At 33.8% G+C, this 19,365-nt stretch carries 14 protein-coding genes; 8 read left to right on the top strand and 6 right to left on the bottom strand.

The genetic code is table 11. The annotated features are described in order from the left end of the window. Nucleotides 1-12: 12 nt before the first annotated feature. From J8M14_RS11155 to J8M14_RS11185, 7 genes are all read left to right on the top strand, one after another. Nucleotides 13-1,029 carry a hypothetical protein gene (locus J8M14_RS11155; protein WP_211074694.1) on the top strand — a complete coding sequence of 339 codons (1,017 nt, stop codon included), beginning with the start codon at nucleotides 13-15 and terminating at the stop codon, nucleotides 1,027-1,029. A gap of 226 nt (nucleotides 1,030-1,255) precedes the next feature. Beyond that, nucleotides 1,256-3,121 (top strand): phage baseplate assembly protein V, encoded by a 1,866-nt coding sequence (locus tag J8M14_RS11160; RefSeq protein ID WP_211074695.1) that lies wholly within the window; start codon nucleotides 1,256-1,258, stop codon nucleotides 3,119-3,121. Between the two features lie 12 nt (nucleotides 3,122-3,133). Beyond that, on the top strand, nucleotides 3,134-3,991 hold the full coding sequence (locus tag J8M14_RS11165) for a hypothetical protein (protein WP_211074696.1): 858 nt from the start codon (nucleotides 3,134-3,136) through the stop codon (nucleotides 3,989-3,991). 10 nt (nucleotides 3,992-4,001) lie between these two features. After that, on the top strand, nucleotides 4,002-8,669 hold the full coding sequence (locus tag J8M14_RS11170) for a DUF6531 domain-containing protein (protein WP_211074697.1): 4,668 nt from the start codon (nucleotides 4,002-4,004) through the stop codon (nucleotides 8,667-8,669). A gap of 94 nt (nucleotides 8,670-8,763) precedes the next feature. Continuing rightward, the gene (locus J8M14_RS11175) at nucleotides 8,764-9,846 is read left to right on the top strand and encodes a hypothetical protein (protein WP_211074698.1); all 1,083 of its coding nucleotides are present in this window, start codon (nucleotides 8,764-8,766) and stop codon (nucleotides 9,844-9,846) included. Between the two features lie 130 nt (nucleotides 9,847-9,976). After that, the gene (locus J8M14_RS11180; protein WP_211074699.1) at nucleotides 9,977-10,117 is read left to right on the top strand and encodes a hypothetical protein; all 141 of its coding nucleotides are present in this window, start codon (nucleotides 9,977-9,979) and stop codon (nucleotides 10,115-10,117) included. 164 nt (nucleotides 10,118-10,281) lie between these two features. After that, complete coding sequence (locus tag J8M14_RS11185) at nucleotides 10,282-11,319, top strand: hypothetical protein (RefSeq protein WP_211074700.1); 1,038 nt, start codon at nucleotides 10,282-10,284, stop codon at nucleotides 11,317-11,319. 78 nt (nucleotides 11,320-11,397) lie between these two features. On the opposite strand, the gene J8M14_RS11190 is transcribed toward J8M14_RS11185, so the two are convergent. From J8M14_RS11190 to J8M14_RS11210, 5 genes are all read right to left on the bottom strand, one after another. Beyond that, nucleotides 11,398-12,630, bottom strand: coding sequence for a leucine-rich repeat domain-containing protein (locus tag J8M14_RS11190; protein ID WP_211074701.1), 1,233 nt, complete (start codon nucleotides 12,628-12,630; stop codon nucleotides 11,398-11,400). Nucleotides 12,631-12,782: 152 nt separating this feature from the next. After that, entirely contained in the window at nucleotides 12,783-14,186 is a 1,404-nt protein-coding gene (locus J8M14_RS11195) for a TolC family protein (RefSeq protein ID WP_211074702.1), read from the bottom strand. A gap of 1 nt (nucleotide 14,187) precedes the next feature. Further along, nucleotides 14,188-15,540: an HlyD family efflux transporter periplasmic adaptor subunit gene (locus J8M14_RS11200; RefSeq protein WP_211074703.1), complete on the bottom strand. Its 1,353-nt coding sequence runs from the start codon at nucleotides 15,538-15,540 to the stop codon at nucleotides 14,188-14,190. A gap of 6 nt (nucleotides 15,541-15,546) precedes the next feature. Continuing rightward, nucleotides 15,547-17,214, bottom strand: coding sequence for an ATP-binding cassette domain-containing protein (locus J8M14_RS11205; protein ID WP_211074704.1), 1,668 nt, complete (start codon nucleotides 17,212-17,214; stop codon nucleotides 15,547-15,549). Continuing rightward, the gene (locus J8M14_RS11210) at nucleotides 17,207-17,893 is read right to left on the bottom strand and encodes a TetR/AcrR family transcriptional regulator (RefSeq protein WP_211074705.1); all 687 of its coding nucleotides are present in this window, start codon (nucleotides 17,891-17,893) and stop codon (nucleotides 17,207-17,209) included. Before J8M14_RS11210 ends, J8M14_RS11205 begins: the two co-directional genes overlap by 8 nt. Before the next feature lie 152 nt (nucleotides 17,894-18,045). Between J8M14_RS11210 and J8M14_RS11215 the strand changes: the two genes are divergently transcribed. After that, the gene (locus J8M14_RS11215; protein WP_247672617.1) at nucleotides 18,046-18,405 is read left to right on the top strand and encodes a hypothetical protein; all 360 of its coding nucleotides are present in this window, start codon (nucleotides 18,046-18,048) and stop codon (nucleotides 18,403-18,405) included. Nucleotides 18,406-18,497: 92 nt separating this feature from the next. Here J8M14_RS11215 and J8M14_RS11220 read toward each other — a convergent pair whose 3' ends face one another. Further along, nucleotides 18,498-19,364 carry a M57 family metalloprotease gene (locus J8M14_RS11220; RefSeq protein ID WP_211074706.1) on the bottom strand — a complete coding sequence of 289 codons (867 nt, stop codon included), beginning with the start codon at nucleotides 19,362-19,364 and terminating at the stop codon, nucleotides 18,498-18,500. Nucleotide 19,365 lies beyond the last annotated feature (1 nt).

Genomic DNA, 19,365 nt, shown 5'->3' on the forward strand with positions numbered 1-19,365 from the left:
AATGAAAACTGTATGTTAAAGGTATTTGTAAACGATGAATTAAATGATCTTACTATTCATAAGGTCAATATGAATATCCAAGAGATTACAGATGTTATAAATACACTCTCACCTGATGCGCATTCAATAATTGAATTATTTAAATTTGATTCTGAAAACTACGTAATGGCACTTCAAAGAATAGAAGATAACAAATGGAAAGTCGATTACCCATTAGAACAAAATAAAATTCACAAACAACAATACCTTAAAAGAGTAACGTGTATTCATCTCGTTCAGAAATTATATGAAGGGGGAAATATTGAAGACTCTAACGACTTAATAGACGTTCCCATACAACATTTTACTCTAGATGATATGCTAGAGTTTAAACGTGAGGATGATATGATGCTCGGAGGTCAAGATCCCGATCTACTAAAACCTACTCCTTCTCCAAAAGAGAAACTAGAAAAATCAAAAAGCGATACAGCACAGAAAAAAATCACTAAATCTTCTATAATACTTGGAGATATAACAGTCCCTAAAGAAGAACCCAAGATCAAATCAACCCCTAGAGTTACTGCCAGAAAAAAGCCAAAAACTCCTACCTCACCTCTTAAACAATTTAAAGAGTCTGCAAAACAATTAAAAAAAGAAAAAGAACAACCTAAAACGGCTAAGATTCCAGCAAAGTCAACGGCCTCTAAAAAAACTAGTCTATCTACACCAACAAAATCTAACACTAATAGCACTAGTCTTCTAAATCTAAAAGGGACTGAAAAGGCTACAAAAACCACAACAGTTTCCAAAACTGTTGAAAAAAAATTCAAACCTCAACTAACAACGGCAAAAAAAGCTACTCCAAAAACACCAGAACAACAACCTGTAACAAAACCTAAAAAAAATAAAGGAAAAACATTACACGCCTTAGGAGAACCAATTACAGAAAACAAAAAAAGTACTTCAAGTAAAGCTAAACCTACTTCAAAAAAAACAACTAAGAAAAATGTTGAAAAATCCTCTGATGAGGATAGCTTTTTTAGCATTTAAAGATATTTGTACTGTATTCTTTAATTCAAAAAAGGTTAATTCCAATAAAAAGCCACTGCATATACTACATTAGTCCACAAATTTTTGTAGTTCATCCACTTTTTCAAAAAATACTGTTTTTATTATAGTAATTTAATTGGCATACATATAGTTTTTGTAACTAGTATATATATTAATCATTATAAATCATCTAACTACTTGTATAAATCGCACAATTCATTAGTTTATGGCCACAAACACACAAATCCAAATTTTTATTGGCGGAGAACATATTCCAGCTTATAGAAGTTTATCCTTACATCAGGAAATAGATGAGCACCATAGTTTTGAACTCATTTGCAGAAAAGATGTTCTGGAAGGAATGTCAGAAGACATTTTTGGAGAAAGCATTAATTTTTTAGGAGAAATTTTTCTGCTTAAAATCCAATCTCTAGATGGTTTTTCTGATGAGGAAGAATTAAAATTTAAAGGTATTGTTACCAATATCAATACAGAAAAAGGTTTTTATCAAAACACAGGTGACTTAATACATATCAAGGGTAAAAGCTGTAGTATCATTGCCGATGACGGACCTCACTACACCTCCCACAAAGAGATTGGGATTACTGAAATATTAGAAAAAACATTTACCGGTTATGACAAAGGTACATTGCAGTTTAGGTTTTTGCCAAAAATGACAAAGCCCATTCATTATAGTGTGCAACAAGAAGAAAGTTCTTTTCAATATGCTAGTAGGTTGGCAGCACAATATGGAGAATGGTTTTATTATAATGGAACACAATTAGTTTTTGGCAAACCAGAAGATAAAACTCCTATAACATTACGATATGGATATGACCTCCTTAAATTATCAGTAAACTTAGAAACCATTCCCAATAGGTTTAAATATTTTACAAATGACTATTTAAATGATTCTTTTCATGAGGTAAAAACAAAAGAAATAGGATCTAATGCCAATGGTTTCAGCTCTATAGTGAGTAAAAAGAGTGATCAGATTTACCAGAAAGAAACACAGGTTTTTGTTAGTGCGCATGATGATCCACGAATGAAGTCAAGGATCGATGAGCAAGCTGCATTACAAAAGCAAGCCAATGAAGTTAACCAGGTAAAAATTAATGGAAAAAGTAGCAATCCTGCTATTGCAATAGGAAGTTTAGTTGATATAGAGGGAGAATCCTCATCCTATGGTGGGTATAGAATTACTAAAATAACCCATACCTGTAGCGAAAATGGACGATACGAAAACACTTTTGAAGGTATTACTGCAGAAACTGATGTATATCCTAAAACTTCTATTAAAGCATTTCCAAAAGGTAAGTCTCAGACAGCAGTTGTTGTGGACAATGTAGACCCAGAAGGAATGGGGCGAGTAAAAATACAATATGCATGGCAAAAAGAATCAGGAGAGACTTCTCCCTGGATTAGACAAGCCAGTCTTGCAGGAGGACCAGGACAAGGTATGTATTTTGTACCGGAAAAAGGAGATGAAGTTATTGTGGATCACGAAGGTGGTAATGCAGAATCTCCTATCGTAAAGGGAAGTGTAACAAATGCTTCTTCGGTTCCCGAGAGTTTTAAAAGTGGTAATAATCATCTAAAAGCGATCAAAACCAGAAGTGGTAATCAGGTAACACTTAATGATGCAGATGGTAGTGTTACTATCGCTGATCCTAGTGGTAATACCATAGTCATGGGTGGCAACGGTGAAATCACGATCAATGCACCTAATAAAATTACTTTCTCTTCTACAGATGTAGCGATTGAGGCCAGTAATAATTTTAGTGTTAATGCAGGAAATAATATAGCTGCCAGTGCTAGTAGTAATTTTAGTGCTAGTGCATCCAGTAATATGAGCTTAAATGGAGGCAGTAATTTTAGTGCTAGTGGAGGATCAAAAGCTTCAATAAAAGGAAAAACTACTTCTATTTCTGGAAAACGAATTTCCATTACTGCTTCTGTTATAGCTAATATTCAGGCAGGTGTGGCTTTATCCCTTGGAGCAACCGGTATTGCTATAGCTGCAGTAGGTATGGCCAAATTCTTTGGTAAAGTATTGAAATTAAACGGTGGACAAATAGATCTCAACGAATAAATTACTATTAAAATGAATCTAATCAATACCCAAAATCAAAAATTAGTTCAATCTACAGATACTAATAGTTTAAATTATAAAATAGATACAAAACAAACTATTATTTCTATGGGAAATAGTCAGGAAAGCTTAATTACTTATGAAGTTTCAAAAAGATTTATAAAAAAAGATCACGTTGGGTATTTATTTGAAGTTTTGGTAAACAAAAGAGAAAGAAACACTGAAAATTGTAATCAAGAGATTGATGACTACTTATTTAAACTTCAAGAAAAAGTCATTTTATATACGAATAAGATTGGTCAAATTATTTCTATTGCAAACTTTGGAGAGATTGTTGAAACTTGGGAAGATATTAAAAATGGCTTTAGAAAAAAATTCAAAAAAGACAAAGATATTGATCAGGTTATGGAAAAAATGTCTTTAATCATGTCCAAAAATGATAACTTTTTAACGCTATATCATAAATCCGAAATTAGTGCTTTATTATTCCCACCCATTTATATTGATGGATTAGAGTTACCTGATAATCAAGTATTCCAATATAAGGTGATCCCTTATTTATTTGGTATGTTTTCAGCTCCCTTTAAATTACTAACAAAGCATTTAAAAAAGAATTCTGATACTAATCTATTAGCTATTGGTCGATCTGGATTTATTGATAATTCCCTTTTTGAAAAAACTGCAGTGCAATTAATGTATAGAGAAATGTACAAATCTCCTTCTATGAATGCCGATATTAATTGTAACTATTCAGATATGTTATATTTAAACCAAGAAAACAATATTGACAGTGGGTACCAACTTTTGGATATCTCTATCGGTGAAGTTTATAGTTTCAACCAATTTTCTAATGCAACATTACTAAATTAAAATAAGTGCTATGCCAAGACATAAATGTATCCCGAGCAAAACACATTTAGAATGCTCTGCTGGACCTAAAGGAGTCACTTGCCCGTTAATTATTGAAGATTTAAAGGTAAACATAAAATCTCAACCATTAGGGCTTGAAACGGATAAGAAATTTGCTGGTTTTGGAACATGTATGACCACTGGGCAGACTTGTAAACCTAATGTTGAATCTTGGAAGAACCTATCCGACCCTAAAGTTAGGTCAAATAAGAAAAAATTATTAACAGGACACAGTAAACTATTTTGTACATCTGGCGCTGGAGTGATTTCTATTAAAATAAAACCTCCAACACCTCCTACTCCAGACGAGGATACTTTTTTTGGATCAATAGAAAATGGTTTAAATAACATGGAATCTACCCTCAAAGCTCCAGCAAGAAGTCTTGCAAAATCTGTTGGTAATTCTTGGTTTGGAAAAAAAGCACTAGGACTGTTCAAAGGAGCATCTGAAATGGCGGGAGATGCTCAAGATGCAATACTAAAAAAAGGAGCAGAATGGGGAGTAGAAAATGGATTCCAATTTGGTATTGATGTTGCCAATAATTTGGTGTATCAGGCAAATCATTATGGAGCGAAAGCTGTTAATTTTGTAATTGATTCTGTTGACGAGAGTGCTAGTAATCTTTATGATCAGACTCAGGAAGTAGTAGCATATGGAGAACGAATTGAAACCTCAGATGATCGGATTGGAACTGTATTAGAGATTGGTCAAGAAATAGGCAACGAAAATTTACAACAAATAAACAATAACATAGAACATTTTGGCCAGGAAATAGAAAAGTTTAATCAAGATCGTGTAGGCTATGTAATCGATCCATTAAAACAGGAATATTATGATGTTAGGCTGGGGTTAACCGATGGTATTGAGACATTTAATGATACATCATTATCTCAAGAAGAAAGAACGACGGGTATGATAGATGGTGCTGCACCAGCTGTAGTGTATGCTGTGGATAAGGTAAATATTGGTAAAGCAGCTGTAATGAGAGCTAAAGGATTGGCTGATGCAGTCAAAAATAAGGGGGGAGGAAGTGTTAATGTAAGCAGTAATATAACCGATACTAGTTCCAGAAACAATGAAAATGATAGAAACAATACCCAAAATAAGGAAAATCAAGATTCGGATGGAACAAGTCAACAGCAAGGTGATGAATCAGATTCGCAAAAACCGAATGAAGCAACAGGCCAAGCATCGGATACAACTGATCAAGAAAAAGGAGATCCTGTTGATGTAGTAACTGGCACTGTAATTAATAACTATGTAGATTTTGAAATTCCAGGTATTATTCCGATACAATGGAAACGAAATTGGTATTCAGATTCTAAATATAAAGGTCCATTAGGTTATGGTTGCCATCATAGCTATGACATTCAATTAAAACAGCGAACTCATGATTTGTTCATGACTTTACCTGATGGTCGAGCTGCATTTTTTAAAATCCTGACAACGGAAAATGCAACTACTTATAATCGTGTCGAAAAACTCACCCTCACTCTACTAGAGAACAAAAATTATGAGCTATTTGATCATAAAAAACAATTAACCTATATACTGGAATACAGATCGGACGTTTATCGAGTAACCAAACTATGCAACACTAATGGAATTGCGGTTCACTTTCAATATATCAATTCGCGATTACACAGAATAATAGATACTGCAGGAAGAATTATAAAAATCCATTCAGACAAAAACGATCGTATTACAAAAATTACCCTACATAATAAATTAAAAGAAAAAACGCTGGTGAGTTATGATTATAATGATGCTGGTGATATGATTACTATGACTGACCCTCTTGGACAATCTACACGTGCTGTTTATAAGAATCATCTAATGATTGCTAAAACGGATCGTAACGGACAAATCTATTATTGGGAATATGATGGATTTAAGACGGGAGCTAAATGTATTCATACCTGGGGAGATGGAGGCGTTCTTGATTACACCATAACTTATGGTAAAGAATACAATACAGTTACCAATTCACTAGGACATACATCCTTGTTTTATCATCAAGGTGGAAACTTGACCACTAAAATAGTAGATCCTTTGGGAGGTGAAATTATAAAAGAATATGATGAAGATCAGAAATTAATAAAATTTATTGACGAAGAAGGAGTAGCAATATCATATGACTATGATGAATTTGGTAACCTTATAACGACTACCTATCCTGATAGTGTAAGCACCAATTATGCATATGATAATAAGGGAAGGTTACAACTACTAACCAGGCCAGAAGGCGGTAATCTCATCAAATCATATAAAAATGATCGTTTAGATTGTGTTATTTCTCCGGATGGCATGATGACCACCTTTGATTATAATGAAAAAGGATTAATCTCTAAAGTTTATGACAATCAGGATAATGAGACGCTTCTGTATTATGATGAAGATCATAATCTGTCTAAAATCATTCTCCCTAATGGTGCTATTTCTTTATGGGAATATGATGAATGGGGACAATGTATCTCCGTCATAAATCCAGAGAAACACAAACAACAGTTTCATTATGATATATTAGGCAGGGTAACCAATGTACAACTACCTGACAATAATAAAATACAATTGAAATACAATGGCTATGAACAAGTTGTAGAAGCAATTGATAAGCATCGTACTGTAAAATTTGAATATACTCGCGTTGGAAGTTTAAAAACAAGAGAAGAAAATGGTAAGAAAATATACTTTAGGTATGATAATGAAGACCAATTATTAGGAGTTATCAATCGAAAAGGAGAATCTTATAATTTTACGAGAGATCCCAAAGGTAATATCATCAGAGAACAAGGTTATGATGATATTACACGTCATTTCCAGAGAGATAAGGCTGGTAAAGTATATAAAGTAGACCGCCCTGACGATAAACATAGTATTTATGAATATAATAAAGGCGGACGAATCTCAAGAATCGAACATCACGATGGTACCTGGGCAACATACAATTATAATAAAGACGGATTATTAGTAGAAGCCATTAATCCTAACAGTCATGTACAATTAAAGCGAGACGAAGCTGGAAGGATTGTATCCGAAAATCAAGGTGGACATATCGTAACGAGCGAATATGGTGAACTAGGTATACGTACTGGCATAATAAGTAGTCTTGGTGCGGATATCAATTTTGAACACTCTGCCATAGGTGAAGGCACAAGTACTATAGCTAAAGTAGGGCAAAACAAACCGTGGGAAGCCAATTACAAGTATAATAGTCTGGGCATGGAAACTGAGCGTGTTTTGACCGGCGGTATAACTAATAGCTGGAGTTATGATAGAGCCGGCAGACCATTACAACAAAAAGTAAGAAGCCAAGGAGGAGAACAAAGAAATCGTTCGTATAACTGGGATGTCAATAATAAATTAAAAAAGATTACAGATAACTTAACCAGAGGAATTGTTCAATTTAGTTATGATGATTTTAACAACCTGGCATCTGCACAATACGAAGATGGGAGTTATGATTATAAACTCCCGGATGAAGTTGGAAACTTATATCGTACCAAAGGTAAGAATGACAAAGAGTATGGAAAAAGTGGTAGATTATTACGATCTGGTGCAACGACTTACAAGTATGATAATGAAGGAAATCTAATCAAAAAAGATAGTCCAGAAGGTATCTGGGAATATATCTGGGAAGCTGGTGGCATGCTACAAAGTGTTACCAAACCAGATAAAACCAACATATCTTTTGAATATGATGCTCTTGGTCGTCGAACCGCAAAGATAGTTCAAAGTAATAATGGTTTCTCCCCTTCTCAAGGGGAAATGTCCGAAGGACAGAAGGGTTCAATCACCCGCTTTATCTGGGACGGCAACGTACCCTTACACGAATGGCAATATGAGCTTAAAAACCGTCCAAAAACGATAGTAGACTCATCAGGAAACATCTCAAAAGACAAAAAAGAACCTATACAAGATTTAACAACCTGGGTCTTTGATCAAGGAACCTTTAAACCTGCGGCTAAGATTACAAAAGAAGATACCTACTCAATTATTATGGATTACTTAGGCACTCCAATAGAAATGTATGATAGTTCAGGTGAAAAAATCTGGCAAGCAATATATGATATCTATGGAAAAGTTCGTAACCTTGTAATAGGTTCATTGAATGATTGCCCATTCAGGTATCAAGGACAGTATGAAGATCAAGAAACCGGACTCTATTATAACCGTTTTAGATATTATAATGCTGAAGATGGTGTTTATATTTCTCAAGATCCTATACGATTAAAAGGGAATAATCCTAATATTTATGCGTATACTCATGATAGTAATACTTGGGTGGATGTTTTTGGTTTAAGTGAAGGTCAAGAAGCTATCCCTCTTAATGAAAGAGAACATCATGGTTATGTAGTATATGATAAGGAGACTGGCGAAATTTTGGAATACGGTATAAGTGGGCAAGTAAGAACGCCTAATGAAATTGCGAGAGGAGAATCTCCTAGAATTACTCAAAAACTAAAACAGAAATATGAAAATGACCCAATAGTTGGTGGTCAAGTAATTGAAGATAGTATACCTGATAGACCTAGTGCTTTTAAATGGGAACAAGATAAAGTTAATACTCATGCAAATCCTACCGGTGAAGGTCCTCCAATGCAAATTTTGCCTAAGCCCAATAATAATGGTGGCTGAAATGCCTCATTTCACAAATCTTGATTACTACCAATTTGTAACTAATGACAAGCAAAATTAAGTAACAAAAAAGGGTTAAATATATTAAACAACAATGAAAACCTATTACAACGACACTCCCAGAAAAGTAACTTTCGAAAATAAGTCGATAGGTTTATCAGATGCTGATGATTATTTTTCTGCGCTTTCAGATCATAAGGAGTCCTATATAGGTTTTATAGATGTATATGATGAAGTGATTATCTTTAAATGGTTAGCTCACAACAAATGGCTAATAGATCATCCCACTGTACCTGGCATATTGCATAGGCAATGCTATGCCAGTAGTGAAGAATGTTTGGTATTTATAGAAAAAGTATATCAAGAGCATGATATTTCTAATTTTGAGGGCTTCGAAGATGTACCGGTACAAGAATTTACCCTAGATGAAATCCTAGAATTTAAAGAAGAAGACGAGTATCTATTAAGAGAAGAAGAACCTCCTGTAAAAAAAGTTACTCCTGCTAAAAGCATAGAGTTAAAACCTAAAAAGAAGAAAAAAACTTCCATCATCCTAGGCGATATCTCTGTTCCAAAAGAACAACCTAGAACCAAATTAACCCCTAGAGTTACTGACAAAAAAAAGCCAAAAACTACTACTTCACCCCTTAAACAGTTCAAAGAATCTGCAAAACAACTAAAAAAAGAGAAAAAACAGCTTAGTATAGCCAAAACCTCTGTAAAACCAGTTACCAAAAAAGTAAATAAACTTAAACCAATCCAGAATAAAACTAGTAATACTAGTCTGCTAAGCTTGGGTGAAACCGCTAAACCTAAAAAAGTAGATACAACAATACTGGAAACAACTTCTAAAACTACTGGAAAAAAAACCAAACCTTTACAGTCATTAGCTAAAAAAGCTGAAAGGAAAACATCAACAAAAGATGCAACAGCTTCTAAAGCCACTATAAAAAAGGCTAACCCCAAACAAGCAATAACTAAAAAAACGAACCCCAAGACACCAGAAAAGAATCCGTCCACAAAACCAAAAACCACTAAAAGAAAGACATTACACCAATTAGATACTCAATTATCAAAGGACAAAAAATCTACTACAAACAAAACAAAACCTACTACAAAAACAACCAAAAAAGACATTCAAAAACCTTCCGATGATAGTAGTTTCTTTAGTATTTAATCTTAAAATATAGCGGCTAAACTAATAAAAGCTACACTCGTCCACAATATCAAGCCAAACAGCCACTGACAGGCATTCTGTATCAAATAATTAGGTACATTAATACTTTAATAACTTAATTATGTACACAATGAAAAAAGACATTTTAAACCTAGAAGGAGTAAAAATTCTAAACAAAGAAGCTCAGAAAACTGTAAATGGTGGTTATGATGGATGTGATTGCCAAATAACAGATATGCCATTTTTCTGTCCTTCTGAACGATGTGATTAAAAACAATTAAGTAAAGCGGGCATGTCCCGCTTTTAGTTTGTATATTATTAATACACAGAAACCCATTATTCTTTCATTCGTACACATAATTATTACGAAACTCCACAACCAAAACTTTCACACTACCCTATTCCATAGTTTAGTACTTCAAAAAATAATAAATCATGGAAAACACACAAATTGTAAGAACATTTAAAGGTTTTATATTTGCCTTAATCCTTTTATTTGGATTTCAAACCAATGCGATATCTGCACAATCCAATGCCAAATTACCGGACTTTTTAATTACCAAATACGAAGGTGTATTAACCGGAGCGGGCAGTCGAACCAGAGTAAATACAAATGGTACTTGTACCATAAAAACCAAAGGATATAGAACCTATGCTTTTTATTTTAGTGATGATATTCCTCCTATTTCAGGTATAAAATTTATCAAAGATGACGACACCTATACTTCTACGGTGATCTATAAAGGAAAAACACTAGCTATTACTGTTGACGAAGAAGGGGATTTATCTATCGGGGCGACGGGTGTAGGAGCCATTGCCTTCTCAGGAAGTATAGAAGATGGTAGATGGAATGATGATGACGCATCAGAAAATACTACTGTTACAACAGGAGGTTCCGGTATCCATTTAGGTACAGGAAGTACGGGAATCCATATGGATGGAAATCAAACGAGCATAGGAACTGAAGATGCCGGTATCCATATGAATAATGGTAACATCTCCATTGGTACAGGAGATAGCGGTATTCAGATAGAAAATGGTAATATCACTCTTGGAACCGGAAACTCGGGAGTATCTGTAAATTCTGGTAGTAGTACTCATTCCGAAATTTTTATCATTGAACAGGAACACTGTATTGGTGGTTTGATTGATTGCAATTCTTCAGAAATAAGTCATTTACCACGGAGAATGGTTGGGATCTATAGAGGTAAATTAGAAACACGAGGCGTAGACACCAGAAAAGGAATATGTACTATTGTAGAAACAGGTTGTAAAACTTACCGTTTGGACTTTAGTAATGGGGTTCCTTCTATACACGGCGTACAGTTTGGCAGAAAGAATGATTTTGACGAATACACTTCTGTAGTTATAGAAGGTGAATATTCATCAGCAATAGAAGTAGATTTATCATTTAACGATCTGGAAATAGATGGCAAGGTTCTTATAGTTTCCTTTGATGGGAAGAAAAATTAAAAATTGTATTGGGATCAATATTAAAAGGGAGTTGTCTGGTTTGACATCTCCCTTTTTTCAATCCTCCATTGTTTTTGTTTACAGTAACAACTTAAATACTACTAATTCGTAAGTTGCAAGATAAGTTTTCACTGTTCCCACTTCTGTATTAAATAATCGTACTCTATATGTCCTTCCTTCGGGCAAATCATCAGTTGGAGTTGATGGTGCGACTACATCAAAACTCATATCCCTGGTACCATCAATAAATTGTTTTGTCGCACTTTGTATGACAAGAACCTGATTGGGAACATCATTCATATCAAACACATTATCTATATTGATTTCATGAATTTCAAAACCTATTTCTCCAAAATCTAAATCAAATGGCCCATCAACACCAATAAAACGGGGTTCTATAATTGCATTAACCCAGATATCGATGGTTAATGGAAAACCTGCTGGTACTCCTGAAGGTGCATTTCTATATTCTGCATTAACCCTAAGATCATTACATTCTCCTTCTACAAAGATTGTTGTACCAGAAACAGCCAAATCACATATCTCTCTCGGAATTTGACCTAAATTGAGGTTTTGTCTTATATCTAAAGACTCTAAAGTCGTTAATGCACCTATTTCTATTGGTAATTTTGGAAATTGATTAGAGCTTATATCCAAAGTTTTGATATTTTGTAACTCTCCTATTTTTGCACTAATACTTTCGATTTTATTATTTCTTAAATTTAAATCAGTTAATACTGCAAATTGAGCTATTTCATCAGAAATATTGCCTAATAAACTATTCTCTATGGTTAGTTTTTCTAGCTTTTCTAAAACAGATATTCCATCCATATTAGTTATCATAATACCACTTAGTGACAGCTTTTTTAGATTCGTTAACGTATATAAACCATTTAGAAAATCTTCTTCCAATATTTCAGCATCTTCTCCAGATAGAGAAAGTTCTTCTAAATTTTTGAGATCAAATAATTCTAAAGGAACTTTAGACAATAAGTTCCCCGATAATTTAAGTGTTTTTAGGTCTGTCAATTGATTAATACTTGATGGCAAAGAAGTTAATCCTTTATGCTCTATATCTAAACCTATCAGTTTATCATTTTCAATGACAACACCGTCCCAAAAATTCATGTTATAACCTCCATCCCAATTCAACGTATTATCGGGATTGTCCTCCAATATTTTCACCAATACAGAGTTGATATTTAGTCTAGAAGCAGAAACCGTAATAGAATCATCAATTTCTTTAGTACAAGAAAACAAAGTATAAATACATAGATATAAGCCTATAATTCTGATGTGCGAATTTTTCATTTTTAGTAATTTTTAGTACATCTAAAATCACAAATTAAAACGCACCAAATCATACTTTGTGGATCAGTTCCTTGATTATGTGGACAAACGAAGTCTTTAAAAGGATTTATGTCTTAGGAAACATATACAAAACCCTTTGATTTATTAAAATTCTATATATCCTCAGGGTTTATAGCCAAGCTATTAAAGAGTTTTGCCTTGGTTGTAAAAAACTTATTCTGTACATCGATCTCCTTCAATTTAGCATCTATCAGACTCCGTTCTCTGGAATTGATCAAAAACAAGGAACTCTCTCCAAAGCTAAATTTACGTTCTTCGGCTGTAAGTAACTTATCATAATCTCCAACTATAGCTCTGATTAATTCATTTTGAGTTTCAAAAGATTCAAGCTCTACATAAATTGCCATAACCTTATTTTTGATTTGAAGCTGTGTTGTTTCTCGTTCAAATTCTGCATCCTGAACTTTATATTTAGCCAACTTTAAATCACCGCGTTCTTTTCTGAGAAAAAGCGGAAACCGAAACGTGACCCCTCCCTTATACTCTTGTGTATTAAAAGAATTACCTATCTCGGGTGTCTCAGTTAAAAAATTATATTGTAGATCAATTCTAGGAAGAAGTTTATTAGCCTTCAGCTTTTGATCAATTTCTAAACCTTGAATTTTATAATTTAATGATTTTAATTTTGGATGATTTTCTAAAGTAAAACTATCCAAAGGATTGCCTTGTATTTCTAAAGTACTATCTATTACTCCCCCTACATCACTATCTGGTATTACATTAGATTGTAACTCCACAGGGATATTGCCATCTAACCAGAGGAAATTGGATAATTCTAAAGAGGACTTCATCAATTTTACCTTGGCTTGCTCTAAACTCAAGGCACGATTCTGAACTGTGATTTTGGCTTCTACGGTATCTATTGTCGCTCTATCACCTGCTAGTGCACTTTGCTTTATTCCTTCAAATCGAATTTTGGCATTTTCCAAAAAGTTATCATAGATTTCTTTTTCCTGATACACTTTCAGCCAATCAAAATAAGCCAATGAAGCATCATGGAGAATCTGGTTTACTAGCAAATCACGATCTGCCTTGGTTTGTTCTCTAAAAAACTTTGCTTTGCGCAATGTAGCCATTCGCTCATTGATCAACAGACCTTGTGCAATCGGAACAGAAATTCCTGCATTGAATAACCCTTCATCAGGTAGAAAATTCTGAGGGTTTAGAAAATCTCCATCATTTTGTTCAAAACCACCTTTGATTTCTATGCCGTACCAAGTCGGAATTTTGAAAGTAGCATTTAACAGATCATAATATTCACTCTCTTTAAACTTTTTTCGATCATAATCAACTTCAATCTTAGGATCGAAGCCTCCCCTAGCCTTCATTAAATTGGCTTGTCCTATATCAATATTTAATTCGGCTTGCTTAGCAATAGGATGAAACTTTTTTACATACCCCAAATATTCTTTGAAATTAAGGGCAACGGTATCTTTTTCTTGCGCAGAAAATGATACTGTAAAAAACAGCAGCGTGTACAACAGGTAGTTTTTCATCTTATTTCTTTTGGGAAATTGCCGGTTTTTTGGAAGGTTGATAATAATTTGGTGGGAAACCATTTAGTTTTCGCCATAACTCGAACCAAATAGGCACATCTTCTAGTAATGCCATAGAATTAGCTCCAGAACCTACACGTATATCTTTTGGCCATTTATAATCATCAGGATCTGGTGCTATGAGTACTCTATATTTACCGTTATCGCTTATAAAGGTTTCGATAGCTACAACTTTACCTCCATAGGTTCCATAAGATACATTGGGCCAACCACTAAATATAATAGCCGGCCAACCATCGAACTGAATTCTTACTTTTTCATCAATATGCATTAAAGGCAAATCAATAGGTTTCACAAAAGTTTCTACTGCCAGATCATAATCCGAAGGCATAATACCAACCAGCTGATCACCTTCTTTAAATGTTTCACCTACACCAGAACGCAATGCTTTGTTGATAAATCCGCTTTGTGGAGCCTTGATGTAATACATATCGTTGCGAATCTCATAGTTAGTATATTCATTTTCTAGTTTTGTCACCTGTGCTTCTGCATCAAACTGATTAGATTGTGCCGTAAACTTATCGCTTTGAGATTTAGATATCTTATCGGTATACTCCGCCTGAATACGATTGATTTCTACTTTTGCATTTATTACTTCATTTTTACTAGCTAATAACTTATTTTCTTGCGAAATAAGTTTTGCCTGTGTTTCCTGTAGTTTTAAACGTTTCTCTTCTACATCAGTCAATGCCTTTAATCCTTCACTTTCTAACTGAACTATTCGATCATATTGCCGTTCAGCAATAGCGATATTAGTCTTTGCTGCTTCAAAATCAATACTATCACTTTTTACTTTTAACCTGGATTGAAGGAGTTTATTATTTGCTTGTTCCAGCTTTAAGACACGTTCACTACGTAATGCATCGGCCTGAGTTTCTAATGCCTTGACTTTACCTTGATAAGAGGTTACAGCCATTGATTTTGCTTTTATCTGCTGGCCAGTTCTTTGGACTAAATTTGGATCAAAATATTCATTCTTGATTTCTGAAATGTGTAATATTGTATCTCCTTTTTTTACAAAATCACCTTCCTGAACGTACCATTTCTCTATCCTACCTGGTATAGGTGATTGAATTGTTTGTGGTCTTTGATCAGGTTTTAAGGTTGTTACATTTCCGGTCCCAGAAATATTCTGTGTCCAAGGAAGAAATAACACTACAAAAGATACTATGGTAAACCCAATTAAAAAGCGATTAAAATACTTGTAATGCCTTTTATGAAATACTTTCTGAACAGCAGTATATTCAGAAAGATCAACTTTCCTATTTAATTTATTATGTGTGATGTTCAACATAGTTTCTTATTTTTCACTTACAATTTTTCCTTTTTCTATATTGATAATTCTACCACAATGCTTTATCCATTTAGGGTTTTGGCTTACTACAACCAATGCCCAAGGTTTTGAAGGTTCTGTTAGAAAATTCATAATCCGAGTTACTTCTTGTTCATCAAACTGATCTAAAGGATCTTTTAAAATCAAAAGCTTAGGTTTTCTTACTATACTTCGAGCTAACACTATCTTTTTAGTAACAGTATATGCCATCTGCTTTCCTTCAGGATAAATGATAGTTTTTAATCCCTTTGGCTGCTCTTTTACATATTGAGTCAGCCCTACTTTTTCTAACGCCCAATACACATCTTCCATAGATATATTAGAATCTCCAAAAGTGATGTTTTCCAGAATTGTACCTTCAAACGGTGATTCTTCTGTTAAGGATTGACCTAAATGAGCTCTATAATAATTAAGATTGATTCCACTTAACAACACATTATTTACATACACACTTCCATTATCTGGTTCGATCAATCCGGCAATCAGTCTTAGTAATGTAGATTTTCCTGAACTATTGGGTCCTTGAATCAAAATGGTACAATCCTCACTTATAGTTAATGAAATATCATCTAAGATTTTTCTTTTAGCTTCAGCAGTGGTATAGGAAACTTGATCTAACTCGACAGTAAACCCTTCATTTTGTTTAAAAGGCATTTCTCCGTCTTGTGGCTCTAATTCTTTATCTACAACTTGTCCTAATTTTTCTAAAGAAGTAAGTACATCATAAAAAGACTCTAAGCCTGTGATCAACTTTTCTACAGAGGCTATTACCAATACTATTATTATTTCTGCTGCTACAAACTGACCTATATTCATTTCTTGATTTAGTACAAGAATTCCTCCTATCAATAATAATCCAGCTGTTACAAGGACCTTAAAACCGATCATTTGTATAAACTGCAACACCAAAACCTTAAAATGACTTTCTCTAGCTGCTAGGTATTCTGTTACCAAAGCATCATTTTTATTTAGGGCCAGATTAGTTTTGCCTGACAATTTAAAACTGACAACAGACCTGGCAATCTCCTGAATCCAATGTGCTACTTTATATTTACTTTTAGATTCCTTAAGGCTAGTTTCTAAACCCTTTTTTGCAGTATATTTAAAAACTACATACACCAAGAGCAACAATAGAATTCCATAAATAATAAAGAATGGGTGATAGAAGGATAATAGCATCAACCCAAAAATAATCTGCAATATTGCTGCGGGTATATCTACTAATATTTTTGCTAATCCTTTCTGGGTGTTTAAGGTATCAAAAAAACGATTTGCCAGTTCAGGTGGATAGAAATTACGCAATTCGCTCATCTTGATTTTCGGAAACCGATATGAAAACTCAAACGAAGCTCTAGTAAAGATTTTTTGCTGTACATTTTCTATAATACGAATTTGCATCAGCTGTAAAATCCCAACAAATAATACGCCTAGTGTAACAAGGATTACTAATACAACCCAAGAAGTACTAATCTGAGCTCCCTGAATAAGGTTGATAATCGCTTGTATACCCAATGGTAAAGAAAGGTTTACTAAACCCGCAAATATAGCGTAGTAAAATGTCTGTAGAATGTCTCTTTTATCTAATTGCAAAAGTCCAACAAACCTCTGCCAAGCAGTCAATACAGTTTTAGACATTAGATGTATTCTTTAGTGCATTAAAAACCAATTCAGTAAAATAAAGCGTAGGAGTATGTTCTTTATCACAATCTGTTAATGAAGAAAAATGATCCTTTAAAAAATGCTGATGCAGTGCACCTTCTATAACCGTACTTGCCAGACTAGAAGGGTACATATAGCTGCTATCTAATCCTACTATCATATCTTTAAGTCGAGTTACCAATCTTTTATAAATAGAAAAATAACCTTCCTTATTTTCTTTATCGACTTCTTTGGTCAAATATGACTTAGAATTTTCGTTAACTACAATTTTACTCAATAGGACTTCATTTATATGCGAAAATGAAGAATCCTGAACAATGGTTCTTGTGATAATCTCTATCGCTTTTCTCAGTTTTTCTTTTGGATCTGCAATGCTATTAGTCGTAAAAACCAATTGGTATTCTAGCCAACCCCAATACCAGGATGTTAAATACAGCAGCAGTTTATGTTTATTCTCAAAATAGCGATATACGGAACTTTCATTAGATCCAATCTTTTCTCCCAGTTTTTTAAATGTAAAGCTTTCAAACCCGATCTCATCAATCATAAGAATACTATTCTCTATAATTCGCTTACCAAGTGCAGAAGACTCGGGATCTTTTACATAAATTTTATCATTAATCGTAACCTTCAAATTTTGGAGTAGATATTTCATGTTATTAACAATTTATATCACAAATATAAAAGTATTACTATTAAACGATAATAGATTAACTTTTATTTAACCGTTTTGTTTTTTCCTTATAAATGTTTTATAATAAATTTGTAATTACAACAACGAATCATTAACAATAAACCAATTACGATATGAAAAAGCTCATATTTTTTGCATTATTATCATTATCGTCATTACATCTGTATCAAAACGATATTGATAATCAACAGGATGTTAGTATTGGAGATATACTAACTATTGGAAAGCCATCGGCACAACAATATCATTACATTCATTTTCCTAAAACGAATTTTATCATCAAAAGAGGCGGAGTTGCAAATTACAAAAACCTTAAAGGAAAAAGTGTAGTGGTTACTAAAATCGAAACATCAAAGGATGGTAAGACAATTGTAACAATTAAGAGAAAAGACGGGGCCAGGTTTTTTGGGACCCTCACTACAGTAAAGGCTGATTTGAAATCTGCATTAGATAATAAAGAAATTATCTTGTAAGAAATTGAAATTAAGTAAAAAAAAGCCATCTACCTTAGGTAGATGGCTTTACAAAAGTTCAAAGCTTTGATTTTATTTATATGATTTATTTTTTAATAAAGGAATTCTAAAGCTACGACATCGAAGCTACTAAACTCTCCATCCTCGCTTCCATCGAAACAAGAAATCATTAAAGAGTCAGAATCAAGACCGCTAGCTCCCCAACGGTTTTCAGAAGGAGTACCAGGAACATTGATAGCTCCTACACCACCACTACCTTCGTTAGCTCCACCACATCTTCTTCTTGCATAGTCTGTATGTCTGAAACCAACAGCATGACCTATCTCATGTCCGATTACGTGCTCATTAACATTGTTTACATTACTACCTCCAAAAGAACCTGTACCAGCATTAATCTGAATGAATTTCCCTGGTCTTCCTCCACTAGGGAATTCAGCTTGTCCACCAGCTCCACCTTGGTTATTATTGTACACTACCATATCCGCAGCCTGGAAGTTTTCTCCAAAAGTAAGTCTAAAATTAAGAGTAGTATTTATTCTGTTATAGTTATTAACAGCCCATTGTAAACCAGTTCTCATTGTACTAGTTAAAGCAAAATCGCTTCTTGTAAACCCTAGAATATCAATAGTTCTGTTACTGCTACTAATCAAGTTATTCGTTCTGTATTGTTTAGCATTATCTTTTACTAATGAATGCATTCCTTGTTCTAATTGTGCAATAGCTATTGCTACATCACCAGAAAAAATAGCTCTTTCTACCGAACCATCTAAACGCTTCAAATCTCCATATCTCGCATCAATAGGACTTACACCTGCAGCCCACATTGCATCGATATGTGTTTTAGAAAGTTGTTCAATAGCTACTTCTGGTTGTGCATCATTAGTAATTTCATCATTTTGGCAAGAAGTTACTACTCCTGCCGCGATAGCGCAAAGCGCCAATAATTTGATTTTTTTCATT

Origin of the sequence: Aquimarina sp. MMG016 (assembly GCF_018100805.1) — a bacterium.
Lineage (GTDB): Bacteria > Bacteroidota > Bacteroidia > Flavobacteriales > Flavobacteriaceae > Aquimarina.